Annotated in this window: 29 protein-coding genes; 13 read left to right on the plus strand and 16 right to left on the minus strand. The window is 74.5% G+C overall.

Annotated elements, in window-relative coordinates:
- Nucleotides 1-24: 24 nt before the first annotated feature.
- A complete protein-coding gene (locus PSR1_RS03005; RefSeq protein ID WP_059436160.1) occupies nt 25-918 on the minus strand; it encodes a LysR family transcriptional regulator in 894 nt (297 codons plus the stop codon).
- 119 nt (nt 919-1,037) lie between these two features.
- On the opposite strand from PSR1_RS03005, the gene PSR1_RS03010 reads away from it, so the two are divergent.
- The 3 genes from PSR1_RS03010 (at nt 1,038) to PSR1_RS03020 (ending at nt 3,359) form a co-directional block, all read left to right on the plus strand.
- The gene (locus PSR1_RS03010) at nt 1,038-1,808 is read left to right on the plus strand and encodes an SDR family NAD(P)-dependent oxidoreductase (RefSeq protein ID WP_059436161.1); all 771 of its coding nucleotides are present in this window, start codon (nt 1,038-1,040) and stop codon (nt 1,806-1,808) included.
- Nucleotides 1,809-1,903: 95 nt separating this feature from the next.
- On the plus strand, nt 1,904-2,410 hold the full coding sequence (locus tag PSR1_RS03015; RefSeq protein WP_059436162.1) for a redoxin domain-containing protein: 507 nt from the start codon (nt 1,904-1,906) through the stop codon (nt 2,408-2,410).
- A gap of 4 nt (nt 2,411-2,414) precedes the next feature.
- On the plus strand, nt 2,415-3,359 hold the full coding sequence (locus PSR1_RS03020) for a DMT family transporter (protein ID WP_059436163.1): 945 nt from the start codon (nt 2,415-2,417) through the stop codon (nt 3,357-3,359).
- 13 nt (nt 3,360-3,372) lie between these two features.
- On the opposite strand, the gene PSR1_RS03025 is transcribed toward PSR1_RS03020, so the two are convergent.
- The 5 genes from PSR1_RS03025 to PSR1_RS03045 form a co-directional block, all read right to left on the minus strand.
- Nucleotides 3,373-3,957, minus strand: coding sequence for a hypothetical protein (locus tag PSR1_RS03025; RefSeq protein WP_152643286.1), 585 nt, complete (start codon nt 3,955-3,957; stop codon nt 3,373-3,375).
- Nucleotides 3,954-4,202: an anti-sigma factor gene (locus PSR1_RS03030; protein WP_059436165.1), complete on the minus strand. Its 249-nt coding sequence runs from the start codon at nt 4,200-4,202 to the stop codon at nt 3,954-3,956. Before PSR1_RS03030 ends, PSR1_RS03025 begins: the two co-directional genes overlap by 4 nt.
- Nucleotides 4,203-4,210: 8 nt before the next feature.
- The gene (locus PSR1_RS03035; RefSeq protein ID WP_237757798.1) at nt 4,211-4,879 is read right to left on the minus strand and encodes an RNA polymerase sigma factor; all 669 of its coding nucleotides are present in this window, start codon (nt 4,877-4,879) and stop codon (nt 4,211-4,213) included.
- A gap of 160 nt (nt 4,880-5,039) precedes the next feature.
- A complete protein-coding gene (locus PSR1_RS03040) occupies nt 5,040-5,369 on the minus strand; it encodes a hypothetical protein (protein ID WP_059436166.1) in 330 nt (109 codons plus the stop codon).
- Nucleotides 5,370-5,524: 155 nt separating this feature from the next.
- Nucleotides 5,525-6,076 carry a carboxymuconolactone decarboxylase family protein gene (locus PSR1_RS03045; RefSeq protein WP_059436167.1) on the minus strand — a complete coding sequence of 184 codons (552 nt, stop codon included), beginning with the start codon at nt 6,074-6,076 and terminating at the stop codon, nt 5,525-5,527.
- 119 nt (nt 6,077-6,195) lie between these two features.
- Here PSR1_RS03045 and PSR1_RS03050 point away from each other — a divergent pair, with 119 nt between their 5' ends.
- Nucleotides 6,196-7,110, plus strand: a complete 915-nt coding sequence (locus PSR1_RS03050) for a LysR substrate-binding domain-containing protein (protein ID WP_059436168.1) — start codon at nt 6,196-6,198, stop codon at nt 7,108-7,110.
- 97 nt (nt 7,111-7,207) lie between these two features.
- On the opposite strand, the gene PSR1_RS03055 is transcribed toward PSR1_RS03050, so the two are convergent.
- The 4 genes from PSR1_RS03055 to PSR1_RS03070 form a co-directional block, all read right to left on the minus strand.
- A complete protein-coding gene (locus PSR1_RS03055; protein ID WP_059436169.1) occupies nt 7,208-8,323 on the minus strand; it encodes a beta-propeller fold lactonase family protein in 1,116 nt (371 codons plus the stop codon).
- 195 nt (nt 8,324-8,518) lie between these two features.
- Nucleotides 8,519-9,091 (minus strand): TMEM175 family protein, encoded by a 573-nt coding sequence (locus PSR1_RS03060; RefSeq protein ID WP_059436170.1) that lies wholly within the window; start codon nt 9,089-9,091, stop codon nt 8,519-8,521.
- 123 nt (nt 9,092-9,214) lie between these two features.
- Complete coding sequence (locus PSR1_RS03065) at nt 9,215-10,405, minus strand: right-handed parallel beta-helix repeat-containing protein (RefSeq protein ID WP_059436171.1); 1,191 nt, start codon at nt 10,403-10,405, stop codon at nt 9,215-9,217.
- Nucleotides 10,406-10,600: 195 nt separating this feature from the next.
- A complete protein-coding gene (locus PSR1_RS03070; protein WP_059436172.1) occupies nt 10,601-12,088 on the minus strand; it encodes an MFS transporter in 1,488 nt (495 codons plus the stop codon).
- Between the two features lie 202 nt (nt 12,089-12,290).
- Here PSR1_RS03070 and PSR1_RS03075 point away from each other — a divergent pair, with 202 nt between their 5' ends.
- Nucleotides 12,291-13,202 (plus strand): SDR family oxidoreductase, encoded by a 912-nt coding sequence (locus PSR1_RS03075; RefSeq protein WP_059436173.1) that lies wholly within the window; start codon nt 12,291-12,293, stop codon nt 13,200-13,202.
- A gap of 10 nt (nt 13,203-13,212) precedes the next feature.
- On the opposite strand, the gene PSR1_RS03080 is transcribed toward PSR1_RS03075, so the two are convergent.
- The gene (locus PSR1_RS03080) at nt 13,213-13,812 is read right to left on the minus strand and encodes an ABATE domain-containing protein (RefSeq protein ID WP_059436174.1); all 600 of its coding nucleotides are present in this window, start codon (nt 13,810-13,812) and stop codon (nt 13,213-13,215) included.
- A 116-nt stretch (nt 13,813-13,928) separates the two neighbouring features.
- Here PSR1_RS03080 and PSR1_RS03085 point away from each other — a divergent pair, with 116 nt between their 5' ends.
- Both PSR1_RS03085 and PSR1_RS03090 read left to right on the plus strand, forming a co-directional pair.
- Nucleotides 13,929-14,867, plus strand: a complete 939-nt coding sequence (locus PSR1_RS03085) for an alpha/beta fold hydrolase (RefSeq protein WP_059436175.1) — start codon at nt 13,929-13,931, stop codon at nt 14,865-14,867.
- A gap of 54 nt (nt 14,868-14,921) precedes the next feature.
- The gene (locus PSR1_RS03090) at nt 14,922-15,392 is read left to right on the plus strand and encodes a hypothetical protein (RefSeq protein WP_059436176.1); all 471 of its coding nucleotides are present in this window, start codon (nt 14,922-14,924) and stop codon (nt 15,390-15,392) included.
- On the opposite strand, the gene PSR1_RS03095 is transcribed toward PSR1_RS03090, so the two are convergent.
- The gene (locus PSR1_RS03095) at nt 15,379-16,335 is read right to left on the minus strand and encodes a LysR family transcriptional regulator (RefSeq protein WP_059436177.1); all 957 of its coding nucleotides are present in this window, start codon (nt 16,333-16,335) and stop codon (nt 15,379-15,381) included. The two genes, PSR1_RS03090 and PSR1_RS03095, sit on opposite strands and share 14 nt — an antisense overlap.
- Nucleotides 16,336-16,457: 122 nt before the next feature.
- On the opposite strand from PSR1_RS03095, the gene PSR1_RS03100 reads away from it, so the two are divergent.
- Complete coding sequence (locus tag PSR1_RS03100; RefSeq protein WP_059436178.1) at nt 16,458-17,468, plus strand: alpha/beta fold hydrolase; 1,011 nt, start codon at nt 16,458-16,460, stop codon at nt 17,466-17,468.
- 80 nt (nt 17,469-17,548) lie between these two features.
- Complete coding sequence (locus PSR1_RS03105) at nt 17,549-18,130, plus strand: pyridoxamine 5'-phosphate oxidase family protein (RefSeq protein ID WP_059436179.1); 582 nt, start codon at nt 17,549-17,551, stop codon at nt 18,128-18,130.
- Here PSR1_RS03105 and PSR1_RS03110 read toward each other — a convergent pair.
- Nucleotides 18,103-18,876 carry an AraC family transcriptional regulator gene (locus PSR1_RS03110; RefSeq protein ID WP_059436180.1) on the minus strand — a complete coding sequence of 258 codons (774 nt, stop codon included), beginning with the start codon at nt 18,874-18,876 and terminating at the stop codon, nt 18,103-18,105. The two genes, PSR1_RS03105 and PSR1_RS03110, sit on opposite strands and share 28 nt — an antisense overlap.
- A gap of 86 nt (nt 18,877-18,962) precedes the next feature.
- Between PSR1_RS03110 and PSR1_RS03115 the strand changes: the two genes are divergently transcribed.
- Entirely contained in the window at nt 18,963-19,334 is a 372-nt protein-coding gene (locus PSR1_RS03115; RefSeq protein WP_059436181.1) for an antibiotic biosynthesis monooxygenase, read from the plus strand.
- Here PSR1_RS03115 and PSR1_RS03120 read toward each other — a convergent pair.
- The 3 genes from PSR1_RS03120 to PSR1_RS03130 all read right to left on the minus strand — a co-directional run bounded on the left by PSR1_RS03120 (nt 19,331) and on the right by PSR1_RS03130 (nt 21,395).
- The gene (locus PSR1_RS03120; protein ID WP_059436182.1) at nt 19,331-20,323 is read right to left on the minus strand and encodes an aldo/keto reductase; all 993 of its coding nucleotides are present in this window, start codon (nt 20,321-20,323) and stop codon (nt 19,331-19,333) included. The genes PSR1_RS03115 and PSR1_RS03120 overlap by 4 nt on opposite strands.
- A 14-nt stretch (nt 20,324-20,337) precedes the next feature.
- Nucleotides 20,338-20,697, minus strand: coding sequence for a sulfurtransferase-like selenium metabolism protein YedF (gene yedF, locus PSR1_RS03125; RefSeq protein ID WP_059436183.1), 360 nt, complete (start codon nt 20,695-20,697; stop codon nt 20,338-20,340).
- A gap of 104 nt (nt 20,698-20,801) precedes the next feature.
- A complete protein-coding gene (locus PSR1_RS03130; RefSeq protein WP_059436184.1) occupies nt 20,802-21,395 on the minus strand; it encodes an arsinothricin resistance N-acetyltransferase ArsN1 family B in 594 nt (197 codons plus the stop codon).
- 73 nt (nt 21,396-21,468) lie between these two features.
- Here PSR1_RS03130 and PSR1_RS03135 point away from each other — a divergent pair, with 73 nt between their 5' ends.
- From PSR1_RS03135 to PSR1_RS03145, 3 genes are all read left to right on the plus strand, one after another.
- Complete coding sequence (locus PSR1_RS03135) at nt 21,469-22,437, plus strand: LysR family transcriptional regulator (protein WP_237757799.1); 969 nt, start codon at nt 21,469-21,471, stop codon at nt 22,435-22,437.
- A 344-nt stretch (nt 22,438-22,781) separates the two neighbouring features.
- Nucleotides 22,782-23,117 carry a hypothetical protein gene (locus PSR1_RS03140; protein WP_059436186.1) on the plus strand — a complete coding sequence of 112 codons (336 nt, stop codon included), beginning with the start codon at nt 22,782-22,784 and terminating at the stop codon, nt 23,115-23,117.
- A gap of 26 nt (nt 23,118-23,143) precedes the next feature.
- Nucleotides 23,144-24,259, plus strand: coding sequence for a hypothetical protein (locus tag PSR1_RS03145; RefSeq protein ID WP_059436187.1), 1,116 nt, complete (start codon nt 23,144-23,146; stop codon nt 24,257-24,259).
- Nucleotides 24,260-24,264: the final 5 nt, after the last annotated feature.

A 24,264-nucleotide genomic window follows, 5' to 3' on the forward strand; every position in this document is an offset into this window, starting at 1 on the left:
TCGTCGCGCAGCGCCACCGCCCGGTCACCCCAGCTGCGCCTTGATGAGCTCGGTGATCCAGCCCATCACCAGCCGCACCGGACGCGGCGCGTTGCGCCCGTGCGGGTGGACGAGCGACACCGGGAGCGGCTCGCACGTGTGCTGCGGCAGGATCTCGACGAGGTCGCCGGCGGTGACGGACGGGAGCAGGCCTGCCCGCGGCGCCTGGATGATGCCCAGGCCGGCGAGGCACGCGGCGTGGAACGAGTCGCTGCTGTTGACCGTCACGACGGCGCGCATCGGACGCTCGCGATAGGCGTCGCCGTCCCGGTACTCGAACCCCGGCGCGCCGTCCCCGAACCGCGAGGCGTAGTGCACGAGCAGGTGGCCGTCGAGGTCCTCCAGCGACCGCGGGGTGCCGTAGCGTCTCAGGTATCCGGGGCTGGCGCAGTTCATCATGGGCATCTCGCCGAGCCGGCGCGCGAGCAGCCCGGAGGCGTCGAGCTTTCCGACGCGCAGCACGCAGTCGAAGCCCTCGCGGACGACGTCCACGCGGCGGTCGGTCGTGCTGAGCTGCACCTCGAGGTTCGGGTGCGCGGCGAGCAGCTCGGGGAGCCTCGGGATGAACAGCGAGCGCGCGAGGCTCTGGGGCATGTCCACGCGCACGCGCCCCCGGAGCATGCTCGGCGCCTGGAACATCGCGGCCAGCTCGTCCGCCTCGGCGACGAGCTGCCGCGCGCGGCCGAGCAGCTCCTCGCCGCTCGGGGTGAGGCGCACGGCGCGCGTGGACCGCTGCAGGAGCCGCGTGCCGAGCAGGGCCTCCAGGTCGCGCACCCCGCCGGACACCCGCGCCTTCGAGAGGCCGAGGTGCTCGGCCGCCCGCGTGAAGCTCGCCAGCTCGGCCACCTTCACGAACATCCGCAGCGCGTCGAGGTTCATGGGCCAATGTTCGCCTTTACGAGACAGTGTGTCACGTCCCGATCTGCTTCTCGCGCTCCCATCCGGCCTTTACTGTTCCCCCGCACCGAACGACAAGCCACGGTGCAGGAGGAAGGACCATGGCAGGAACCTCGAAGACCCCGATCGCGCTCATCACCGGCGGCAGCCGCGGCCTCGGGCGGAGCATGGCGTTGCACCTCGCGGAGCGAGGGGTCGACGTCCTCTTCACCTACCGCTCCGCGGCCACCGAGGCGAGCGAGGTCCGCGAGCGCATCCGCGCCCTCGGGCGAACGGCGGTCGCCCTCCCGCTCGACGTCGCCGACAGCGGGTCGTTCGCCGCCTTCGCGGGGCGCGTGGCGGCGGAGCTGGAGCGGACCTGGGGGACCCGGCAGCTCGACTACCTCGTCAACAACGCCGGGATCGCACTCCACGCCAGCATCGCGGAGACCACCGAGGCGCAGCTCGACGAGATCTACGCCGTCCACCTCAAGGCGCCGTTCCTGCTCTCGCAGCGGCTCCTGCCGCTCATCGCGGACGGCGGGCGCATCCTCAACGTGTCGAGCGGGCTGACGCGCATGACCTTCCCCGGCTCGGCCGCGTACGGCGCGATGAAGGCCGCGGTGGAGGTGTTCACGCGCTACCTGGCGAAGGAGCTGGGCCCGCGGCGGATCACCGCCAACGTGATCGCCCCCGGCGCGATCGCGACCGACTTCAGCGGCGGAAGGGTCCGCGACGATCCCGAGGTGAACCGGATGGTCGCCTCCATGACCGCGCTGGGCCGGGTGGGCCTGCCCGACGACATCGGCGGCGCGGTCGCGCTCCTGCTCTCGCCCGAGGGCGCGTGGATCAACGGTCAGCGGATCGAGGCGTCGGGCGGCCAGGGCCTGTGACCCGCGGGCCGCTCTGCCCGCACAAGGTCCCCACGTAACGCCGCGCCGGATGGAGGCCACTGTCTCCGGAGACGAACCACACCCGGGAGACCGCCGTGGCACGAAAGCCGAACGCACCCCTCCTCGACGCAGGCGATCCTTTCCCGGCGCTCGAGCTCACGCTGACCGACGGGACATCGCTCACGCTGCCGGCCGATCTTCCGCACCCGTACGGCGTGGTGCTCGTCAACCGGGGCGCGTGGTGTCCGTTCTGCGTCGCCCAGCTCAGGGCCTTCCAGTCCGGTCTGGCGAGGCTCGCCGAGGAGGGCATCGGCGTGGTCAGCCTCTCGACCGACGCCGGTGACCAGGCCTCGGCCATGGTGAAGGAGCACCGGCTCGAGTTTCCGGTCGCCTTCGGGGCCTCCCTCGACGCGGTCGCCGGGAGGTTGGGCGTCTACTACGATCCACACCCGACCCACGCGCCGCCGCACCTGCAGTCCGCCGGGTTCGTGCTCGGCCCCGGAGGCACGGTGTTGCTGGCCGTGTACAGCTCCGGCGCCATCGGGCGGCTCGTGTGGCAGGACGTGCTCGGCCTGGTGAAGTACCTGAAGTCGCACGCCTGACGCGATGCGCGACCCGTCCGCGATGGAGGCGCCGCGGGGCGCGCGGCCCCGGGAGGCCACGGCGAGGGACCGCGCCGTCGGCGTCGCCTGCGCCGTGCTCTCGGTCCTGCTCTTCTCGAGCTTCACGCTCGCCTCGCGCCTGGGCCTCTCGTCCAGCCTGCGGCTGCCGGACCTCGCCGCCCTCCGGTTCGGCATCGGCGGCACCCTGCTCCTGCCGTTGCTCCTCCGCGGCGGCCGCCGCGCGACCTGGCGCGACGCGGGGGCGCTGGCATTCCTCGGCGGGCTGGGCTTCGCGCTCCTCGCGTACGCCGGCTTCTCCCTGGCCCCCGCCGCGCATGGCGCGGTGCTCCTGCACGGCACGCTGCCGCTGTTCACCTCCGCGCTCGTGCGCGCCACGGCGGAGCGTCGGCGGGCCGGGCCGCGCGCGGCCGGGCTCGTCCTCATCGGGCTTGGCATCGCGCTCATGGCGTACGACAGCCTGGCGGTCGCCAGCGCAGGCCAGCTCGCGGGAGACGGCCTGCTCCTGCTCGCGTCCCTCTCCTGGTCCGCCTACGGCGTGATGGCCCGTCGCGTCGACCTGCCTCCGGCGACCGCGGCCGCGACGGTCGCGGTGCTCTCGTCGGTCGCCTTCCTCCCGCCCTATGCGGCGTGGCCCGGGAAGGCGCTCCTCGTCGTGGGCCCGCGGGAGCTCCTGCTGCAGGCGGTCGTGCAGGGCGCGCTGGTCGGGGCGGCGTCCATCTTCGTCTACACGCGCGCGGTCGCGGCGCTGGGGCCCGCCACGACGGCGCTCTTCGCCGCGGCCGTCCCCTGCATCACCACGCTCGCCGCGATCCCGCTGCTCTCCGAGCACCCGAGCGGCGCCGCGCTGGCCGGCGTCGCGGTGGTCACCGTCGGCATGGTCGCGGCCGCGCGCCCGTCGAGCGGCGGCCGGGCACGCGCCGAGGCCTGACGGGCCCCGGCGCTCAGGCCCGGGGCAGGCGCGCGGACGCGAGCGCGCGCTCGAGCCAGGCGGCCTGGCGGCTCCGTTCGGCGGCGAAGCCCTCCGGGTCGCCGGCCAGCACCGCGGCCGCCCGCGCAGCAGCGAAGGCCGCCGCGGCGACGTTCCCTGCCCGCGCGAACGCCTCCGCGTCGCCGGAGTACCCGCGGAGCAACGCCGCGCGCTCCGCCGTGACCCCGCCGGCGGCGAGCGCGGCCTCGACCCGCGCGCGGACGGTCTCGGAGCAGTGCGCGGCGAACGCGCGCGCGATCTCGGGCCACGCCTCGACGCGCCTCACCAGCCGGCCCCGCGACGCCACGAGCTGGTGCGACGTCTCCCGCGCGTCGTCCGAGAGCTCCGCGTCCCAGAGCTCCTCGTCGATCCAGTAGGGCAGGTCCACGGGCCGGCAGGCGTGGATCCCGTCCTCCGGCCGCGCCTCGACCCAGGGGCCGGCCGCGCCGCCGTCGGGGGTCGGCCACCGGAACCCGCTGAACGGGCCGACGGCGCCGCGGGACAGGAACTTGTACGCGATCACGCCCCTCCCCTCCTCTCCCGGCTCCGTGACGCTCACGGCGTCTTCTTCCACTCGCGGAACGCCGCGAGCAGCGTCTCGCGCGAGCCTGCCGGCAGGTCGTCCTCGGTCAGGCGGCCGGCGGTCGCGATGGTCGCGCGGATCTGGTCCAGGTAGACCCTGCACGGCGCGCAGTAGCAGAGGTGCATCTCGAAGCGCGTGCGCTCGGCGAGCGGCAGCCGACGCTCGACGTAGTCGGAGGCCAGCTCCACGAGCTCGCGGCAGGACAGCTCGGTCGCGGACACGGGAGTCCTCACGGGCGCCCCCCCTTCTCGAGGTGCTGCTCGAGCGCGGCCCTGACCTTCGAGCGCGCGCGGTGCAGGAGCACGCGCTGGTTGCCCTCGGAGATGCCGAGGATCGCGCAGACCTCGTCGGAGTCGAGCCCCTCCACGTCGCGGAGCGTCATCACCGTCCGCTGCCGGACCGGGAGCCGCTCGATCTCCGCCCTCGCGAGCGCGGCCGTCTCGACGGCCGCGAGCCGCTCGTCCGCCCACGGCTGGGGAGGCTGGGACCAGTTGTTCGCGTAGCGCGCACCCTCCGGCTGGAAGCGCTCCGGTGCCACCGCCGGTCCGTCGTCGCCGTCCTCCTCGAGCGACGACAGCGGCACGAACCGGCCCTCGCGCACGCTCCTGCCCTTCGCGCAGTACGCGGTGATGCGGAAGATCCAGCTCTTCACCGAGGCGCGGCCCTCGAAGTCGTCGATCCCCTTCAGGACGCCGAGCCACGCCTCCTGGACCGCGTCCTCGGCGGTCGCGTCGGAGCGCAGGTACATGCGCGCGATCCGGACCATGGCGCCGTGGTAGCGCTTCACGAGGGCCAGGAAGGCAGCCTCGTCGCCGAGTCGCAGCGCGGCGACCAGCCCCCACTCGTCGTGGAGCCCCGGGGTCGGGGAGTCGATCGCCCTCGTCGCTGCGCCGTTCAACGGGACCTCCCGCGACTCGCGGCGCCACGGCCGCCCCGCGCGCGGGAGTGTCCGCGGCCGGCGGCGCCGTTACGCGCGGGCCCCATCGGGAGGCTCCCGGCCTCGAGGGTCACACGCCGCCGAACCATTCGTGCCCTTGGCGCACCTCGTCCTCCCCGGGTCACTTCGCCCCGTCGCCCATCTGACCGTCGGCGTGGCCCATGCCGGCGCCGTGCTCCATCGCGCCGTGCTTCGCGCTGTCCATGCCGTCGCGCTTCGCGTGGTCCATGCCGTCGCGCTTCGCGTGGTCCATGCCGCCGTGCTTCGCCTTCGGATCCACCGCCTGCTTCTTCGTCTCCTTCCTCCCGGCGCGGGGCGCCTGCGCCCCGCCCGGCTTCATGGCGCCCTCGGTCTTCATCGCGGCGCCGCCTTCCATCCCGCCGCTGCCCTCCGCGCGAGCGAGGGACAGGAGCGACGTGCTGCAGAGCGCGACCAGCAGGAGCTTCTTCATCGGGAATCCCTCTTCAATGGGTTAGGTCGTCACCGGCCGTTCGCCGGCCGTGGTCGAGTGCGTGGCCGGGGTGAGATCGTTACGCGCGCCATCCCATGACCCGGGGAGCACGGGCCCGGCACGCTCGACCGCGCCGGACCCGCGCCCCCGTGTGGCTAGGCCGCCTTCGCCGGGGCCGCGCGGACGACGGGGAAGTCGATCTCCGTGTCGGCGACCTGGTTCAGGTAGTTCGTGAAGACGTTCAGCACGGTGTTGGCGACGAGCTCGACGACCTGCCCGTCGTCGAACCCGGCGCGCCGGACCGCCTCGAGATCCTCGTCGTCGACGCGCCCGCGCCGCTCGACGACGCGAACGACGAAGCGCAGCGCGGCGTCGTCCTGCGGATCGGTGGCCCTCCCCTCGCGCGCCAGGGCCAGGTCGGCGTCCGACACCTGGAGGCCCTTGCCCAGCGCGGTGTGAGCGGAGAGGCAGTAGTCGCAGCCGTTCTGCTGCGCGACGGCCAGCGCGATCTGCTCGCGCAGGCGCGGGCGGAGCCGCCCCCGCGCGAGCGCGCCGGCGAGGGCGAGCGCCCCCTCGAGCGCGACGGGCGACCTCCCGATCACGCGGTAGAGGTTCGGGACGGTGCCCAGGGCCTTCTGGATCCCCGCGAACAGCTCGCGGGGCTTGCCCTCGGCGGTGGTGGGGTCGACGGGGGGAATGCGGGACATGACGGCTCCTTCCGGTGGTGCCGCCGTGAGGCGGCGGGTTGGGTGCAAAGTGTTGCGACCGGAGGCACGCGCAACAATGGAGTGCGCGACAGTTCTCCATTGCATGCGGAGGAACGACCTTGGATCGCATCGACGCGTGGACGACGTTCGCTGCCGTCGCGGAGGCCCGGAGCTTCGCCGCAGCGGCGCGGCGGCTGGGCCGCTCACCGGCCGCGGTCACGCGGGCGGTGGCTGCCCTCGAGGAGCGCCTCCGGGCGCGGCTGCTCGACCGGACCACGCGCTCGGTCGCGCTCACGGACTTCGGAGCGCAGGCGCTCGACCGGGCACGCCGCGCGCTCGTCGCGTTCGAGGAGCTCGAAGGGGCCGGCGGCGGCGCGGCCGAGCCGCACGAGCTCGGCGGGCGCCTGCGCGTGACCGCGCCGGTCGTGTTCGGCCGCCTCCACGTCCTCCCCATCGTCGAGGCGTTCCTGCGCGCCCACCCGGCGACGACGGTCCAGCTCGTCCTGCTCGATCGCGTGGTCTCGCTCGTCGACGAGGGGCTCGACGTCGCGGTCCGCCTCGGCCGGCTCCCCGACTCGTCCTTGCGGGCCACCCGCGCCGGCGAGGTGCGGCGGGGGGTCTACGTCAGCCCTGCCTACCTCCGGGCCCACGGTGCGCCGCGGACTCCTCGGGCGCTGGAGCGGCACACCTGCGTCGCCTGCCTCCCGGTGACCCCGGTGCCGGATCACTGGACGTTCTCGCGGGATGGCCGGAGCCTCGTCGCGCCGGTCTCGACGCGCCTGGTGGTGAACACGGCCGAGGCCGCCGTGGACGCCGCCCTCGCCGGCCTGGGCCCGACCTGCCTGCTCTCGTATCAGGTGGACGCGCACGTTCGCGCGGGGACGCTCGTCCGGATCCTGGCGGCGTTCGAGCCCCCGCCCATCCCGGTCCAGGTGGTCACGCCGGCCGGCCGCTTCGTGACGCCGATCGTGCGCGCCTTCGTGGACGCCAGCGTCGAGACGCTCCGCAGGGCCCTCGGGGCGCCCTCGGAGTGAGGCGCTCGGAGGGTCGGGTTCACGCCGCTCCGGTTCCCGCCGAGGTCGCGGGCACCGCCCCGGCGAGCCGGGAGGTGCCCGCGACCGGCGTGCTCGCTCACTTCGCCGCGAGGCCGACGGCCGAGGCAGGCAGGCCGCTGACGCCCGACGCGAACGGCGTCAGCGCGCCGTCGTCGCCCACGGAGAAGCCCGCGATCGAGTGGCCGCTGGCGTCGACCGCGTACAGGAAGGCGTCGCCACCGGCGAGGGCGAGGTCGAGCGGCTTTCCGCCCGGCAGCGTGGCCGCGGTCTCCGCCCCCGGCGGAAGCGTGAGCTCGCCCTGCCGATCGATCCGGTACGCGGAGATGTCGCCGCTCCCGGCGTTGGCCACGTACGCGTGCCGCCCGTTCCTCGTGATCACCAGCCAGCAGGCCGCGCGCTGGAAGTTGGGCACGGAGGAGCTCACCACCTCCGCCGAGACCCCATCCACCGCGTACGACGACACCGCGCTCGTCCCGGAGACCCCGCCGCCTGCCTCGCTCACCACCAGGACGTCGCCGAGCGTGAACGCGAACCCGAACGGCACGGCGCCGGACGACGGCGCCGGGGTCGGCGCGGAGGCGCGGCCCTGCCGGTCGACGGCATACAGCACGATCTCCTGCGCCGCCTTCTCCGTGACCGCCAGGACCTTCCCCGAGCGGTCGAAGGCGACCTGGGCGGCGCCGGCCGCCGTGCTGCCGAGGGGTCGCGTCGAGTCGGCCAGCGGGGTGAGGGCGCCGTGCTCGTCCAGCAGGAGCCCGGAGATGTCGCCGTCACCGCCGGCGTTCAGCGCGTAGACGAGCCCCCCGTGCTCGGCCACGCTCACGGGGAACGTGCCCCCCGACGGCGCCCGCCCGACGAGCGTCAGCCGGGCCCCGTCGATCCGGAACGACGAGATGTCGTCCGAGCCGGCGTTGACGACGAGGAGGAACCGGCCATCCGAGCTGAGGGTGACGGCGCCCTGCGAGCCGAGGACCGGCTCGCCGCCTCCCGAGCCGGCGCCCTCGGTGGGATACACGCCGGTGGCGGTCAGCGTGCCGTCCTGCCCGCGGGCGAACGCCAGCACCGCGTTGCCGGTGGCATCGTCGGTCATCGTGAAGACGGCGCCGCCGTCCGCGCGCGGGGCGTCCGCCCGCGCAGGCGAGGTGGCGAGGAACAGGGCCAGCGCAGCTGCATGTGTGATCTTCGAGTGCATGCGTTCTTCTCCTTTGGCGTCGAGCCGCGCTCCGGTGTGCGCCTGTCGCGAGTTCGTTACGTGCCCCGCCCCGGGCGCAGCCCCGCCGCGCGCGCCCGGCCCGCGTGAAAGGCCGCGCCGTTCGGGCAGTTCGCCCGGGCGCTCCGCCGTTCGTTGCGCGATCGGCGAGGAGGTCGTTCCGCCGCCGCCCGCCGCTCACTCGCCCGCCCCGGACCTCCGCTCGATCCGGCGGTCGGGGATGAACCAGAGCGCGGCGACGAGCGCGTAGACGGCGTCGGCGGCCCAGGTGCGGACGAACGAGAGCGCGATCGCGGTCAGGTAGAGGATCGGCGACAGCTTGCCCTTCAGGTCCGCGCCGATCATCCGCCGGAGCGAGCCGCCGGCGCGGATGATGGCGCGCTGCAGGACGAGCCACGCCAGCGCCGACGCGAGCAGGACGACGCCGTAGAGGGCCGTCGGCCAGGGCGACGCCGGGTAGTGGTCGGCCCAGGCGGTGACGGCGGGGATGAGCGACAGCCAGAACAGCAGGTGGAGGTTCGCCCACATGATGCCGCCCGTCACGCCGTGGACGGTGTGCAGCAGGTGGTGGTGGTTGTTCCAGTAGATGCCGACGTACACGAAGCTCAGCACGTAGCCGAGGAACGTCGAGCGCATCGCGGCGAGCGCCTCGAGCGTGTCGCCGGGCGGCACCTTCAGCTCGAGCACCATGATGGTGATGATGATCGCGAGGACGCCGTCGCTGAACGCCTCGAGGCGGCCCTTGTTCATGGTGCGTGCACCCGCATCGCGCCAGGATGAGTCCTGGCCGAGGGACCTCTCCAGCGCGATCGGGTGCACGCCCCGATTTTCGAGCTGCGACGCCGGCGCCGTCGCGCGACCGCGTGCCGGCGTTCAGGGAACCACGATCGCGCAGGAGACGCCGTCGCCGTACGCGGTCCGGCACAGGTTGCCCTTCCAGGTGTTCGGTCCGCTCAGGGCCCAGATGTCGTAGCCCGCGGTCGTCCCGAGCACGATGTTCGACGCGACGGTGTTCCCGAACGACCCGCCCACCTGGATGTTGAGCCCGATGCCGGAGAGCACGTTGTCGAGGACCTTGTTCCCCTCGATCCTCGAGCCCGTGACGTCGATGAAGCCGAGCCCCTGGATGCTCTCGCTCACCGCGTTGTCCACGACCGCGAGGCCGGTGCACCAGGCGGCCGTGATCCCGCCGCCGACGAACCAGTAGTCCGGGTGCCAGCGCCCGGCGCGCGTGACGTGGTTGCCGGCGACGGTGACGTTCGCGGCGTACTCGACGTTGACGCCGGCCTGGTCGTCGGTGAACACGCTGTCCCTCACGCTCCCCGAGTTCGGCACGTCGCCCGGGGCACAGCTCCCGCACGCGAAGCCCACGCCGTCCTTGAAGCCGCGGACGTACACGCCCTGCACGTCGGCGTTCGTCACGCGCTCGAGGAGGATGCCGCTCTCCGGTGCGACGCCGCCGAAGTAGTCCGGGACGGGGCCGGACGCCGCCAGCGTCCGGATCGACACGCCGGCGCTGTCCCGGGCGACGATCGCCGGGCTGCGGCTCGCGAGGGAGATCGCGGCCATCGAGATGCGGACGTCGGTGCCGTACCGGATCGCGATGGGCCCCGAGTCCGTCACCTTCACGTTGGTGATCCGCACGCCGCTGCTGTCGCGCACGAACACGCTCATGTCGATCTGGTCGGCGAAGGCGAGGTTCTGGATCACCGCTCCGGCCGTGCCGTGGCGGATCGCGACGCCGTACCGGAAGCCGACGATGGTGCCGTTCATCACGCGGACGTTCCGCAGGGTCAGCAGGTGGTCGGTCTTCACCCCCGACCACGCGGGGTCGCCGGGCGTCCCCGGGACGCCGGTGATGGTGTGGCCGGCGAGATCGATCGTCACGTCATCGGCGCCGATGACGAGGCCGCTCGTCTCGCAGGTCAGGTCCTTCTCCAGCTTCAGGCTCGAGGTGACCGTGTCGCCGCACTCGGTCGCGCGCGCGACGCCGCCTCCGCCGATTCCGAGCAGCACCGCTCCGCACGCCAGGGCCAGCCGGCCCGCGACGCTCGTGGTTTCCATGGTGTTCCCCCTGCGGCGCCATGCGCTCCTGCCAGCCCCGTCTCGAGGCGTCGCAACGAGATTCAAGGACCGTCCGTGCGAGGCGTCGAGCCGATCCCTGGGGGCCGGCGGATCGCGCTAGCGGCACCGGGTGCGTCCGGAAGTCCGTGCTGGCCGGGATCCGGCCCGTTCGCGCACCTCGCGCCGGCGAGGCGCTCAGCCGCCCCGGTCCCGCCCGCCCTGCGGGATGGTGAGGACGATGGAGACGATGGCGACGACGACCATCAGCTCGTTGAAGCCCAGCGCGACGATGGCGGCCTCGCGCACGGCCAGGTTGTCCTGCCGCCCCTGGAACGTGATCACGCCCTCGAGCCAGCTCACGCTCCGAGGCGCGGCGCGGAGCGCGGTGAAGATCGCCGCGGAGATCGCCACCCCGAAGGCGGCGCCGAGGGACGAGGCCATCTTGTAGAGGCCCGACCCGGCGCCGGCCTGCGACGCAGGCAGGTTCGAGAGCGCCGCGTCGGTCGAGGGCGTCGCGTAGAACGCCAGCCCGACGCCGAACAGGGTGTAGCCGATCACGGCCATCACCTCGTACCGCGCCAGCATCACGTTGGACGGGGCGAGCAGCAGGATGGACGCGCCGGTGATCGCGCAGCCCCAGAGCATGGGCCGGCGCGCGCCGAAGCGCCGGAGCAGCTTCTCGCCCACGCGGATGAACGCGATGATGGCGACGGCGTAGCCCAGCGTCAGGACCCCCGCGCGCTGGGCGGTCATGCCGCCGCCGACCTGCACCAGCTGCAGCGACACGATCAGCGTCCCGGCGACGCCGTTCAGCAGGAAGTTGGAGACGGTCGCGCCGGTGTAGGTAGAGCTCCGGAACAGCCCGAAGTCGATGAAGGGGCTGCGGGCCCTGCGCTCGATCCGGAGGAACAGCCCGCCGAAGAGGAGCGTCGCCGCGACGAGGCCGAGCGACGCCGGGCTGGTCCAGCCGAGCTGGTTCCCCTGCGTGACCACCACCTGCAGGGCCACCATCGCGACCATGAACGCGAGCACGCCGGCGAGGTCGAACCGGTAGTCGGTCGCGCCGCCCTCGGCGCGGCTCTCCGGCGTCCCGCGCAGCAGCAGCAGGCCGATGACGGCGACCAGCACCGAGGCGAAGAAGATGTAGCGCCAGCCCAGGTTCTGCGTCACGAGCCCGCCGAACAGGGAGCACACCCCCGAGCCGCCCCAGGAGCCGATCGACCACAGGCTGATCGCGCGCTGCCGCTCCGCGCCGTCCCAGTACGCCTTCACGAGCGCGAGGCTCGCCGGCATGATGCACGCGCCCGAGAGCCCCTGCAGCGCGCGGCCCGCCAGGAGGAACGGCACGGCCAGCGCGCCGGCCGGCGCGAGGCCAACCAGCAGCGAACCGGCGATGCTCGCCAGGAACCCCAGCCTGACCATCCTCACGCGCCCGACGCGATCGGCGAGGCCGCCCATGACCACGATGAAGATGCCGGAGAACAGCGCGGTGAGCGCCACGGCGATGTTCATGACGCTCTCGCCGGTGCCGAGGTCGCGGCGCATGTCCGGCGCGATGTTGAGCGTCGTCTGCGCGAACAGCCAGAAGGTCAGGACGCCCAGGATGATGCCGAGCAGGAGGCGATCGTCGCCGCGGAAGGACGTCTCCCCGCCTGCCGCCGTGAGGGTGCGCGCCCCGCCCATGCGATGACGGTCGTCGCCCGCCGCCGCGGCGTCCAGCGTGGACGCGCGGCTCTTTGGGGAAGCGTCCGGGGAGGGGCACGGCGAGGGTCGCGGGCGAGGCGCGTCCGGGGACGATGCCACCGATGGGGAGGCGGCCGCAAAGCGTGGCGGGCGCGGTTCGCCGTGAGTAAATGGTCCGGCCCGAAACCGGAGGAGCTCCACCATGACGAAGCCCCTGGAAGGAAAGGTCGCCCTCGTGGCCGGCGCGACGCGGGCCGCGGGACGTGGGATCGCGGTCGAGCTCGGCGCCGCAGGTGCGACGGTGTACTGCACCGGCCGCAGCACGCGCGCGCGGCGCTCGGAGATGGACCGGCCCGAGACCATCGAGGAGACGGCCGAGCTCGTGACCCGCGCCGGCGGGCGCGGCATCGCCGTCGCCGTGGATCACCTGGTGCCGGGAGAGGTCCGCGCGCTGGTCGAGCGCATCGACCGCGAGCAGGGCGCGCTCCACGTGCTCGTGAACGACATCTTCGGCGGCACGAAGATGGAGTGGAACAGGACGGTCTGGGAGTCCGACCTCGAGTACGGGCTCCACACGCTCCGGCTCGCGGTGGACACGCACGCCATCACGGCGCACCACGCGCTGCCGCTCCTCATCCGCTCGCCGGGCGGCCTCGTGGTGGAGGTGACCGACGGCACCGCCGAGTACAACGCGCGGAACTACCGGGTGTCGTTCTTCTACGACCTCGTCAAGGCCGCCAACCTGCGCATGGCCTGGGCGCTCGGGCACGAGCTCGCGCCGCACCGCGCGACGGCGGTGGCGCTCACCCCGGGCTGGCTGCGCTCGGAGCTGATGCTCGAGCTGTTCGGCGTCACCGAGGCGAACTGGCGCGACGCCCTGGCGAAGGAGCCGCACTTCGCCATCTCCGAGACGCCCGCGTTCGTGGGCCGGGCGGTGGCCGCGCTGGCGGCGGATCCCGAGGTGGCGCGCTGGAACGGCCAGTCGCTCTCGAGCGGCCAGCTCGCGAAGGTCTACGGCTTCACCGACGTGGACGGGAGCCGGCCCGACGCCTGGCGCTACATGGTCGAGGTGCAGGATCCGGGGAAGCCCGCGGACGTGACCGGCTACCGGTGACGCGCGCGGCTCAGCCGCCGCGCCCGTGCCGCTGCCGGTAGGCGGCCACGCGCGCGCGGTTGCCGCAGAGCTCGGCGCTGCAGAAGCGGCGGCGGCCGCTCCGGGTGCGGTCGACGAACCAGAGCGTGCAGCCGGCGCCGGCGCACGACCTCACGCGCTCCGGCTCCTCGTCCGCGAGCAGCGCCGCGAGCGCCTGCGCCACCGGGACGAGGAGCTGAGCCGGCGCGTCCAGGCGGGCGCGCTCCACGAGCGTCCACCGGCCACCGCGGAGCGCGAGCGCGCGGTGCGCGCTGCCGCGCTCGAGCAGCGCGTTCAGCGGCAGGAGCCGCCCGGGGCGCAGCGCCCGCCCGGCGCGCCAGTCCTCGAGCACGCGACGCGCGCGCTCGCGCAGCCGGCGCGCCTCGGCGGCGACCCGATCCAGGTCGGCAGCGGGCCAGCGCGCGCGCGCGGCGGCGGCGGCGGGCGCCTCCAGCAGGCCGACCGCCACGAGCCAGTCCAGGAGCGCCCGGCCGTCCACCAGGCGCTCCACGGGACCGTCCGCCGTCGAGACGGTCGTGTTGAGGAAGTCGGCGGCGGGGTGGCTGCCGACGAGCAGCGGGCGTGGATCCATCAGCTCCCCATCCGTAACGGGTCCAACCGCGTTTTGCACGTTACGATTCGGTAACGCGTCAAAGGCGCTGTTTCTCGTTACCGGCCCCGCCTCCCGGGCCACGCACCGGAGCCCTCATGTCCAGCCCGAAGCCCACCCTCGCCGCCGGCGCCCTGGCCATCGCCCTCGCCGCCGTCCCGGCCGTCGCCGCCGGCTCACCCCTGGCCGTCCGCTACCGCCGGGCGACCGTGGACGGCGTCGGCATCTTCTTCCGCGAGGCCGGCCCGCCCGACGCACCGGCCATCGTGCTCCTGCACGGCTTCCCCTCGTCGTCGCACATGTTCCGCGACCTCATCCCGCTGCTCGCCACGCGCTTCCACGTGGTGGCACCGGACTACCCCGGCTTCGGCCACTCCGACGCGCCGCCGCCCGGCGCGTACCGCTACACGTTCGATCGCCTGGCGGAGACGATGGAGACGCTGCTCGAGCAGCTGGGGCTCGAGCGCTACGTGCTCTACCTGCAGGACTACGGCGGCCCGATCGGCTTCCGCCTCGCCGCGCGCCACCCGGAGCGCGTGCGCGGCCTGGTGATCCAGAACGCGAACGCGTACGAGGAGGGGCTGAGCGCGCTGACGCGAGAGGCGTTCCAGGCGTACTGGAGCGACCAGGGTCCCGAGGCGACCGCCAGGGTGCGGGCCTTCCTCCGTCCCGAGGGCACGCGCTTCCAGTACACCGCGGGCGCCCGCGCCCCCGAGGCCCTGAACCCGGATGCGTGGGTCCTGGATCAGGCGCTCCTCGACCGGCCGGGCAACGAGGCGATCCAGCTCGCCCTGTTCCTCGACTATCGCGAGAACGTGGCCCGCTACGCCGCGTGGCACGCCTATCTCCGCGCGCACCGGCCCCGGACGCTGGTCGTCTGGGGGCGCGGCGATCCGATCTTCCTCGCCGCCGGCGCCGAGGCCTACCGGCGCGACCTGCCGCGCGCCGAGATCCACCTCCTCGACGGCGGGCACTTCCTGCTGGAGGAGCAGGCGCCTGCGGTCGCCAGGCTCATCCTCCGCGCGATGGCGCGGTGACCGCGCGCGGACTCCGCGGCGGGATCCGGTACACTGCTGGTCCAGGGAGGTCGCATGGACCGTTTGCCGGAGCGTCGCAACGCGGTGATGATCTGGGGCGTGCTGGCCGTGGCGCCGGTGCTGTTCCTGGTGGTGGCGTTCGCGGTGCGGCTCCGCGGCGAGCCCGCCCCCGGGATCGCGCAGCCGCTCCTGCTGGTGCTGACCGTGCTGGTGGCGGTCGAGGTGCCGGTGTCCTGGCTCTGGGCGGTCCGGATGCGCCCGGCCGCGCCGTCCGCCGGCCCCGCGCTCACCCGCGAGCGGCTGGCGCTCACCCGGCTCATCGTCGCCACCGCGATGTGCGAGGGCGCCGCGCTGTTCGCGGTGGTGGTGTTCATGGTGACACGCGACCCTCGCGCGCTTCCGCTGTGGGCGATCGCGTTCGCGGCGCTGCTCTCGCACTTCCCGGGCGACCGCCACTGGGCGCGGCTGTGTCGCGCGGGCGGCGACGCCGCGAAGGCGCCGTCGAACCCGCTCATGCGCGAGTAGCGCGCGCCGGACGCCTGGGCCCCGCGGGCCGCTCCGGGATGGGCGGCAGCGCCGCGATCGCCGCCGCGAGCCGCGGCGCGGCGAAGTCCACGAAGGCGCGCACCTTGGGCGCGACCAGCCGCGCGTGCGGGTGGACGAGCTGGACGGGCGCGGGCGCCGGGGCGAAGCGGCCCAGCACGGGGACGAGCCGGCCGGCGGCGATCCGCTCCGCCACGAGGTAGGAGAGCGCCACCGTGATGCCCTCGCCGGCCTCGGCGGCGTCGAGCGCCGCGAGCGCGTCGTTCACCACCAGGCGCGGCACGACCGCCACGCCCACCCGCCGGCCGCCCTCGGAGAAGCTCCACTCGCGGCCGGCCTGGAGGCCGGTGAAGGCGATCACGGCGTGCTCGCGGAGCCGGGCGGGCGAGGCCGGGGCGCCGCGCGTGCGCAGGTACGCCGGGCTCGCCACCAGCACCCGCCGGATCTCGCCGAGCCTGCGCGCCACCAGGTCGGAGTCCGGGAGCTGGCCGATGCGCACCGCCACGTCCACCCCCTCCTCCACCAGGTTCACGACCCGGTCCACCAGCACGAGCGAGGCGGTGACGCCCGGGTGCAGGCCCAGGAACGCGCGCACCGCCGGAGCGAGCGCCCAGCGGCCGAACGTCACCGAGGCGGTGAGCGTGAGGTGGCCGGTGGGCGCGGCCCGCTCCCCGGCCGCCTCGCGCTCGGCGGTCTCGAGGTCCGCGAGGAGCCGCCGCGCGCGCTCGAGCAGGCGCAGGCCCGCCTCGGTGGGCCGCACGGTGCGCGTGGTGCGGTTGAACAGGCGCGCGCCGAGCCGCGCCTCGAGCGCCGAGATCGCGCGCGTGACCGCCGGCGGCGAGATGCGGAGCCGCGCGCCCGCCCGGGCGAACCCGCCCGTCTCCGCCACCGCCACGAGCACCTGGAGCTGGTGGACCCGGTCCATCCTTCCTCCTCGCGAAAGAATGCGTTGCGCGCCCCACGTATTCTTTCGAGGCGCCGCCCGCGCCACCTTCTCTCGCGTCCGGGGGCACTTCCGCCCCCGCCCACCGAACGAGAGAGGTCCACGTGATCCGCATCCCCCCGAACCGCCGCCCGGCGCGGCACCTCCCCGCGGCGCTGCTCGCCGCGCTGGCGCTCACCCCGGCCGCGCTGCCGGCCCGCACCGCCGCCGCGCCCGCGGCCCAGGCGGCGCCCGCCGTCCAGGTCCGCTACCGGACCGCCACCGTGGACGGCGTGGAGGTCTTCTACCGGGAGGCCGGCCGGCCCGGCGCGCCGGCGGTGCTCCTGCTGCACGGCTTCCCGACGTCCTCGCACATGTTCCGCAACCTCATCCCGGCGCTCGCGGACCGCTACCACGTGATCGCCCCCGACTACCCCGGCTTCGGCCACTCCGGCATGCCGGCCCGCGACGCGTTCGCGTACACGTTCGACCGCTACGCGGAGGTGGTGGACGCGCTCACCCAGCAGCTCGGCCTCCGCCGCTATGCGCTCTACGTGATGGACTACGGCGCGCCGGTGGGCTTCCGGCTCGCCACCGCGCACCCGGACCGGGTGACCGCGCTCGTGGTCCAGAACGGCAACGCCTACCACGAGGGCATCCGCGAGTTCTGGGATCCCATCAAGGCGTACTGGGCCTCGGGGAGCGCCGAGGACCGCGAGGCGATTCGCTGGCTCACCTCGCTGAAGGCCACGCACTGGCAGTACACGAACGGCGTGCCCGACGCGTCGCTGGTGAGCCCGGACACCTGGACGATGGACCAGTCCCGGCTCGACCGCCCCGGCAACCAGGAGATCCAGCTCGACCTGTTCCACGACTACCGCACCAACCTCCCGCTCTACCCGGCGTGGCAGGCCTACTTCCGGGCGCACCGTCCGCCCACGCTGGTGGTCTGGGGGAAGAACGACGCCATCTTCGTGGCGGCCGGCGCGGAGCCCTACCGGCGCGACAACCCGGCCGCCGAGATCCACCTGCTCGACACCGGCCACTTCGCGCTCGAGACGCACGGCCCGCACATCGCGCGGCTCGTCCGCGACTTCCTCGGTCGCGCCGTCGGGGCGAAGGCGTCGGGGACCTGATCCGGCCGGTCCGGTCCCCGCCCGGCCGCCTCGCGGCGCCGGGCGCGGGACCGGGCGGCCCTCGCTCACGGAGCGTCACCATGGGACACCGATTCGCCGAGCTCGCCTTCACGCCCGCGGTCCGCGCGGTGCAGGAGGAGATGGGCAGCCGGGCCGCCTACGCGCGGATGGAGGGCGGCCCCGACCACCACGACGCGCTCGGCCCGGACGAGGCCGGGTTCATCGCCGCGCGCGACAGCTTCTACCTCGCGAGCGTGGGCGAGACCGGCTGGCCGTACCTGCAGCACCGCGGCGGCCCGCCGGGCTTCGTGCACGTGCTCGGACCGCGGACGATCGCGTTCGCCGACTACCGCGGCAACCGGCAGTACGTCACCGTCGGCAACGTCGGGCACGACGACCGGGTGGCGCTGTTCTTCATGGACTACCCGGCGCGCACGCGCCTGAAGCTGCTCGGCCACGCGCGGCTGGTCGGGCCGGAGGACCCGGCGCTCCTCGCGGCGCTCGCGCCCTCGCCCGCCGCGGGGCGGGTCGAGCGCGCCTTCGTGGTGGAGGTGGCGGCGTTCGACTGGAACTGCTCCCAGCACATCACGCCGCGCTTCACCGAGGCCGAGCTCGAGGCCGGCCTCGGGCCCGGTCAGCCGTGGGTGCCGGCGGCGAAGTAGCGCCCGGGCGGCTCGCCCGTCACCGCCCGGAACTCGCGGATGAAGTGCGACTGGTCGTAGTAGCCGGCCTGGTACGGCGCGCTCGACAGCGGCGCGCCGCCCAGGTGGACCTCGATCGCATGGTGCAGGCGCAGCAGCGAGGCGAGCTGCTTGGGCGAGGTGCCGACCACGGCCCGGAAGCGCTTCTCGAGCGCGTCCTGGCCCAGCCCGAGCTGCCGCGCGAGCGCGGCGATCCGCAGGCCGCCGCGCCGCGCGCGGATGGCCTCCACCGCCGCCGCGACCAGCCGGTCCGGCGCGCGCGCGGCCCTGCGGGCGAGCAGGAACGCCTCGAGGCTCGCCACGCGCTCCGCGTCGGTGGCCGCCTCCGCGATCCGGGCGGCGGTGCGAGCCACGGCGGCGCGCGGCGCGAGCGCGTCCGCGGGCAGCACGGCCCCGTACAGCTCGCGCACCGGCACGTCGAGGAGCCGGGCGGCGCCGTCCTCGCGGAGCTTCGCCACCACCAGGCCGCCGCCGGCGAGCGTCCGGATGCGCCGGATCGTCCCGCGCGGCCCGGTGACCGCGGCGTCCGGGATCCGCGTCGCCTCCGCGCCCTCGATCCGCACGGCGGCGCCCCGGTAGCGGAACGCGACGACCACGCCCGGGTCGGGGAGGAGCGTGCGCGTCGCCTCCTCCGGCGCCTCCACGATCTGGAAGCAGCGGACGACGTCCGCGAGCGCGGCGCCGGGCGGGAACGTTCGCACCTGCACGGCCGATACTTGGCGGCGCGCCGGCCCGGGCGCAACGCCATGAATTCGTACAATCGCCGGGCCGCCGCGCGCCGCAGATCCCCGGCATGACCCTGCTCACCACGCCCCTCGAGGACGATCCCGCCCTGCAGTTCCGCATCGACGCGTTCGAGGTCCCCGAGGACGCGCGCGCCGAGTTCGAGGCCGCCATGCACGGCAACCTCGAGGTCCTCGCCGGGCTCCCCGGCTTCCGCGGCCACCTCGTGTTCCGCAAGACCGGCGGACCGTCGCGCTTCGACGTCCTGACGCTCGCCGTGTGGGAGAGCCGGGCGGCGCTCGACGGCGCCGTCGCGGCGGTGCGCGCGCACTACGAGCGGATCGGCTTCGACCGGACCGCCGCCCTCGCCCGGTGGCGGGTCCGGTCCGAGCTGGGCGGGTACGAGGTGCTGCGCCCGCCGGACCCGGCGCGAGAGCCCTAGCGGTCCACCGTCCGCATCCGGTCCTCGTCGTAGCGCGGGCCGGCCACCTTGCCCGGCGAGAGCGCCGCGTCCAGCTCGGCCCGCTCCGCGGGCGAGAGCGCGATCGCCCCGGCCGCGACGTTCTCCTCGAGGTACCGCCGGCGCTTCGTCCCGGGGATGGGCACGATGTCGTCGCCCTCGTGCAGCAGCCACGCGAGCGCGAGCTGGCCGGGCGTCGCGCCCTTGCGCGCGGCGAGCGCGCGGACCGCGTCGGCGGCGCGCACGTTCGCGTCGTAGTTCGCGCCCTGGAAGCGCGGGTCGCGCCGGCGGAAGTCGGTGTCGGGGTACTCCTCGGCCCGGCGCACCGCGCCGGTGAGGAAGCCGCGCCCGAGCGGCGAGAACGCCACCAGCCCGATGCCCAGCTCGCGGAGCAGCGGGAGGATCTCCGGCTGCAGGTTCCGCTCCCACAGCGAGTACTCGCTCTGCAGGGCGGTGATCGGGTGGACGGCGTGCGCGCGGCGGAGGGTCCTCGCCCCCGCCTCGGAGAGGCCGAGGTACCGCACCTTGCCCTCGTCCACCAGGCGCGACATGGCCCCGACCACGTCCTCGATCGGCACCGCGGGATCGACCCGGTGCTGGTAGAGGAGGTCGATCCGGTCGGTGCGCAGCCGCCGGAGCGAGCCCTCCACCGCCGCTCGCACGTGCTCGGGACGGCTGTCGAGGCCGCCCCTGCGCGCGCCCCCGGCGAGGTCGAAGCCGAACTTGGTGGCGACGACCGCCCGGTCGCGCTTCCCGGCCAGCGCGCGGCCGAGCAGCTCCTCGTTGTGGAAGGGCCCGTACACCTCGGCGGTGTCGAGGAAGGTGACGCCCAGCTCGAGCGCCCGGTGCAGCGTGGCGATCGACTCGGCCTCGTCGGCCTCGCCGTACGACTGGCTCATCCCCATGCAGCCGAGGCCGAGCGCCGAGACCTCGAGCCCCTGGCTGCCCAGCCTGCGCGTCGCGAGCGCCATGGACGCCTCCTCCGTCAGAGGGTGATCACCTTCGCCGCGGCCAGCGTGCGCTGCGCGATCTCGCGCATGTTGCTGACGTGGCCGACCTCGAGCTTGCCGGTGAGCTGGAAGAACTCGAGGCAGGTGATGCACGCGAGCAGGTCCACGCCGGCGTCGTCGAGCTGGCGCAGCGCCTCCAGGTGCGCCGAGCCGGGGCCGAGCAGCCGCACGGCGCCGTTGTAGAACACGATCGCCTCGGGCTTCGGCTCGAGGGACGCGAGCGTGCGCAGGTAGTTCGCGAGCAGCTTCGCCCCGAGCCCGTCGTCCCCGCGGCCCATCTGCTCCGCGTTCACCACCACCACCGTGCCGCCCTGCCGCGCCGCCGTGTCCGCCATCGCTCCTCCGCGCGCCCGCCGCGCTCCGCGCGCGGCGCCGTTCCGGCCATCCATACACCCGGGGCGCCGCGGCGTGGGGAAGGGTCGGAGCGGCCGGCGGGCGGCTACCGCGCGAGCAGGGCCTCGCCGGCGGCCAGGGCGCGGTCCCACGCGGCCGACCGGCGGAGCGCCTCGACCGGCAGGATCGGCCCGGGCGAGCCGGTCCGCTCGCGCAGCTCGAGCTGCCAGTACCCGACGTCGTGCCAGGCGCCCATCTTCCAGCCGACGCGCGGGTACACGCCGATCGGGCGGAAGCCGAGCGCCTCGTGCAGGCCCACGCTCCCGGCGTTCGGCAGCGTGATCCCGGCGTGGGCGGCGTGGAAGCCCTGCGCGCGGAGCAGCTCGAGGAGCGCCGTGTAGAGCGCGCGCCCGATGCCGCCGCGGCGCCGGCCCTCGCGCACGTACACCGTCACGTCCACGCTCCACCGGTACGCGGCGCGCTCGTGGTGGCGCGAGGCGTAGACGTACCCGTCCACCCGCCCCCCGTCCTCGCAGACCAGCCACGGCGCGAGCGCGAGCACCGCCTCCATCCGCCGCGCCAGCTCCTCGGGGCCGGGCGGCTCCAGCTCGAACGAGATGGGCGTCCCCGTCACCACCGCGCCGTAGATCTCCGCGACGTCGCCGGCGTCGTCGGGCGTGGCCATCCGGATGGTCCTCATGGCGTCCTCCGCGGGGCGCGTCGAGGCCCCGGACGCCGCTCAACATAGCCGTGCCGCTCGATTGACACAGCCGATGAACCGTATAGTTCGCATCGACGACCTCGATGGAGGCTGCATGGACCGGGAGCAGCTCGCGGCGTTCGACCAGGTGGCGCGGGAGGGGAGCTTCACCCGCGCCGCGATCGCGCTCGGCCTCGGCCAGCCGGCGGTGAGCGCGCGCATCCGCGCGCTGGAGGAGCAGGTGGGCGGCGCGCTGTTCACGCGCGGCCGCCGGGTGGCGCTCACCGCGCTGGGCGAGAGCCTGCTGCCGTACGCGCGGCGCGCGCTGGAGGTCCTGGCCGAGGGGCTGGAGGCGTCGCGGCTCGCGCAGGTCGGCCAGCGCGGCCGCGTCCGGCTCGGCACGCTCGGCTCGGTCGCGGGCGGCCTGGTGGGCCCGGCGCTCGGCGCGTTCGTGCGCGCCCACCCCGAGGTCGACTGCCTGGTGCGGGCCGGCGACCACGAACGCATCGTGGGGCTGCTGCTCGACGGCCTCGTCGACCTCGGGATCGTGACGTGGCCCTGCACGGATCCGGTCGGCGCCGAGCTGCAGGACGTGCTGCGGTTCCACGAGCCGGTGGTGCTGGTGGCGCGCCCCGGCCACCCCATCACCACGCGCCCGGCCCTCACGGCCGGCGAGCTGGTCGAGCTGGGCCGGCCCATGTTCCGGTTGCGGTGGTGGCAGGCGCACCACCCGCTCCTGACCCGCCTCGCCGAGCAGGCCGGGACGCCGGTGGAGCTCCCCATGGAGACGGCCCGCGCGCTCGCGCTGGAGGGCGCGGGGGTCGGGTTCTTCGTGCGGACCTACGTCGCCGAGGACCTGGCGCGCGGCGCCCTGGCGGAGGTCGCGGTGCGCGAGCTCCCGCGCCTCCACCGGGACACGGCGCTGGTGCGGCGCCGGCGCGGCGGCCCGCTCTCGCCGGCCGCGGCCGCGCTGGTGGAGCTGCTGCGCCGGCAGGCGGCGGCGCTGGGGGTGCTGGAGCGGCGGAAGCGCGCCGCGCGGTAGCGGCCGCCGGCCAGCACGATGGGTGCGAAATCCGCACGGTACGTGTGTGGACCTCGCCCGCGCGCCGCGGGACTCCCTCACCCGAAGGGCGAAGTCCACGTCGGCGGCGGAGGCGAGCCCCGCGCTCCGCGGCCCTCTCAATCCCCTTGCGCCTCGCGCCCCTGGACGCGATTCACTGTCCGTATATCTACACACCGTTGACAACCCGCCGGGGGCCGTATTCGGATGAACGTCGGTTCCGGCTGCGCTGCCAATCGGTTCCGTGGGCGCGCCGGGGGGTGTCCCCAGCGATGCGTCGTCCAGCCTGCGCCTCCGGGCGGCAGGACGGGAAAGGAACGTGCCCGATGAAGACCTTGGAGTACTACCAGCTGCGCGCGGGCGGGCTCGGCATCATCGCCGGGCTCGCCGCGCTCTGGGGCGCCGTGGTGGGCGGAGCCGTCGGCCTCGCCCAGCATCAGTGGGGACCCGTGCTGCTGTTCGCAGGATGGGCAGCCGCCGTCGCGGTGGTGTACGGGACGCCGATCGGCCGGTGGGTCGCGCGCTCGGTGAACGGCTTCGTCCCCGAGATGCTGTTCCTCGTCCTGCTCGTGGCGCCGTACTTCGTGCTGGTCTGGCCGCCGCGGAAGCTCGCGGTCAGCCGCGGGTGGATCGTCGAGCTGGACGTCGAGCCCGGCGTCTAGCTCGCCACCGTCTGCCGGGGGAGACCATGGACTCGCGAAAGGCGCTGGAGGATCTCGCCGTCGGCATCGGGCGCATCGACGCTGCGATCGGCGCGCTCCACGACGAGGCCTATGCGTTCATGAAGCGGCACAGCGACGGCGCGGCCGACAGCGCGGGCGTGTACACGTTCTTCTACCGGGATGAGGGCCGCAAGCGCGTCCTGCCCGCGCTCGAGGCGTTGCTCGCGGAGCTCCAGGCGCTGGATCCGGAGCGCACGCACGCGGACGTGTGGGCGGAGGCGCTGCAATCCAAGGCCATCTACCACTACAACTTCGCCGCGCAGGTCCACGAGCTGGAGCGGTACTTCGAGGAGGCGTGCGAGCGCGTCCCATCCCCCTTCGCCTCCTCCGACACCGAGGCGGACTTCAGGGCCGCCCTCGACGCGTACGAGCAGGTCGCGCACCTCGAGGGAACATCCGGCGCCAGACACCTCGCGAGCATCGGCGAGCTGCGGTGGCGGCTCAAGAATCGGAGGGCGGCCGCGGCGGACCTGCAGGCCTTCCTGGAGCACTCCGACAACTCGACGAAGCGGCTCGCGGCGCGGCAGCTGCTCGCGCAGATCGCGGAGTACGACGACGCGCGCGTCGCGCGCATCGGGAAGCGCGAAGGGGCCGCCGGGTCGTCCGCCTGCATCATCGCGACCGCGTGCGTGGGCGCCGACGCGCCCGAGATCGCGGCGCTGCGCGGTGCACGCGATCGGTCCATCACGGCGGATCCGGTCGCGCGCGACTTCTTCCACGTCTTCTGGAGCCGCTACTACGAGTGGTCGCCCAGCGTGGCACGCCTGGCCGAGGCAGACCCGTCGCTGCGCGAGCACCTGCGCTGGGGCTTTCTCGAGCCGTGGCTCGGCTGGCTCGAGTTCGTCGCCAGGACCGGCCGGCAGCCGCTCGAGACGCTCGGCGCCGAGGAACGCGATGCGCTGCTCCGGCGGCTGGTCGAGCGACGCGACGCGTGGCTGGCCGAGCTGCCCGGCCGGCTCGAGTCGAAGCGCCCCGCCGACGCGGAGGTGTTCGCTGCCTTCGAGCGGTTCCGCGGGCTCGTCGCCGAGGCCTGGGCCGGGCTGGACGGCTCGCGAGACGACCCCCACCGCGAACGAGCCTAACGACA

The sequence above is a fragment of the Anaeromyxobacter sp. PSR-1 genome, assembly GCF_000964525.1.
Lineage (GTDB): Bacteria > Myxococcota > Myxococcia > Myxococcales > Anaeromyxobacteraceae > Anaeromyxobacter.

Excerpts from the sequence above, each read along its gene's own strand:
- PSR1_RS03005 (WP_059436160.1), bottom strand. The coding sequence starts at position 918 with ATGAACCTCGACGCGCTGCGGATGTTCGTGAAGGTGGCCGAGCTGGCG.
- PSR1_RS03010 (WP_059436161.1), top strand. The coding sequence starts at position 1,038 with ATGGCAGGAACCTCGAAGACCCCGATCGCGCTCATCACCGGCGGCAGC.
- PSR1_RS03020 (WP_059436163.1), top strand. The coding sequence starts at position 2,415 with ATGCGCGACCCGTCCGCGATGGAGGCGCCGCGGGGCGCGCGGCCCCGG.
- PSR1_RS03040 (WP_059436166.1), bottom strand. The coding sequence starts at position 5,369 with ATGAAGAAGCTCCTGCTGGTCGCGCTCTGCAGCACGTCGCTCCTGTCC.
- PSR1_RS03045 (WP_059436167.1), bottom strand. The coding sequence starts at position 6,076 with ATGTCCCGCATTCCCCCCGTCGACCCCACCACCGCCGAGGGCAAGCCC.
- PSR1_RS03055 (WP_059436169.1), bottom strand. The coding sequence starts at position 8,323 with ATGCACTCGAAGATCACACATGCAGCTGCGCTGGCCCTGTTCCTCGCC.
- PSR1_RS03060 (WP_059436170.1), bottom strand. The coding sequence starts at position 9,091 with ATGAACAAGGGCCGCCTCGAGGCGTTCAGCGACGGCGTCCTCGCGATC.
- PSR1_RS03065 (WP_059436171.1), bottom strand. The coding sequence starts at position 10,405 with ATGGAAACCACGAGCGTCGCGGGCCGGCTGGCCCTGGCGTGCGGAGCG.
- PSR1_RS03070 (WP_059436172.1), bottom strand. The coding sequence starts at position 12,088 with ATGGGCGGGGCGCGCACCCTCACGGCGGCAGGCGGGGAGACGTCCTTC.
- PSR1_RS03075 (WP_059436173.1), top strand. The coding sequence starts at position 12,291 with ATGACGAAGCCCCTGGAAGGAAAGGTCGCCCTCGTGGCCGGCGCGACG.
- PSR1_RS03080 (WP_059436174.1), bottom strand. The coding sequence starts at position 13,812 with ATGGATCCACGCCCGCTGCTCGTCGGCAGCCACCCCGCCGCCGACTTC.
- PSR1_RS03085 (WP_059436175.1), top strand. The coding sequence starts at position 13,929 with ATGTCCAGCCCGAAGCCCACCCTCGCCGCCGGCGCCCTGGCCATCGCC.
- PSR1_RS03090 (WP_059436176.1), top strand. The coding sequence starts at position 14,922 with ATGGACCGTTTGCCGGAGCGTCGCAACGCGGTGATGATCTGGGGCGTG.
- PSR1_RS03095 (WP_059436177.1), bottom strand. The coding sequence starts at position 16,335 with ATGGACCGGGTCCACCAGCTCCAGGTGCTCGTGGCGGTGGCGGAGACG.
- PSR1_RS03105 (WP_059436179.1), top strand. The coding sequence starts at position 17,549 with ATGGGACACCGATTCGCCGAGCTCGCCTTCACGCCCGCGGTCCGCGCG.
- PSR1_RS03115 (WP_059436181.1), top strand. The coding sequence starts at position 18,963 with ATGACCCTGCTCACCACGCCCCTCGAGGACGATCCCGCCCTGCAGTTC.
- PSR1_RS03120 (WP_059436182.1), bottom strand. The coding sequence starts at position 20,323 with ATGGCGCTCGCGACGCGCAGGCTGGGCAGCCAGGGGCTCGAGGTCTCG.
- yedF (WP_059436183.1), bottom strand. The coding sequence starts at position 20,697 with ATGGCGGACACGGCGGCGCGGCAGGGCGGCACGGTGGTGGTGGTGAAC.
- PSR1_RS03130 (WP_059436184.1), bottom strand. The coding sequence starts at position 21,395 with ATGAGGACCATCCGGATGGCCACGCCCGACGACGCCGGCGACGTCGCG.
- PSR1_RS03135 (WP_237757799.1), top strand. The coding sequence starts at position 21,469 with ATGAACCGTATAGTTCGCATCGACGACCTCGATGGAGGCTGCATGGAC.
- PSR1_RS03140 (WP_059436186.1), top strand. The coding sequence starts at position 22,782 with ATGAAGACCTTGGAGTACTACCAGCTGCGCGCGGGCGGGCTCGGCATC.
- PSR1_RS03145 (WP_059436187.1), top strand. The coding sequence starts at position 23,144 with ATGGACTCGCGAAAGGCGCTGGAGGATCTCGCCGTCGGCATCGGGCGC.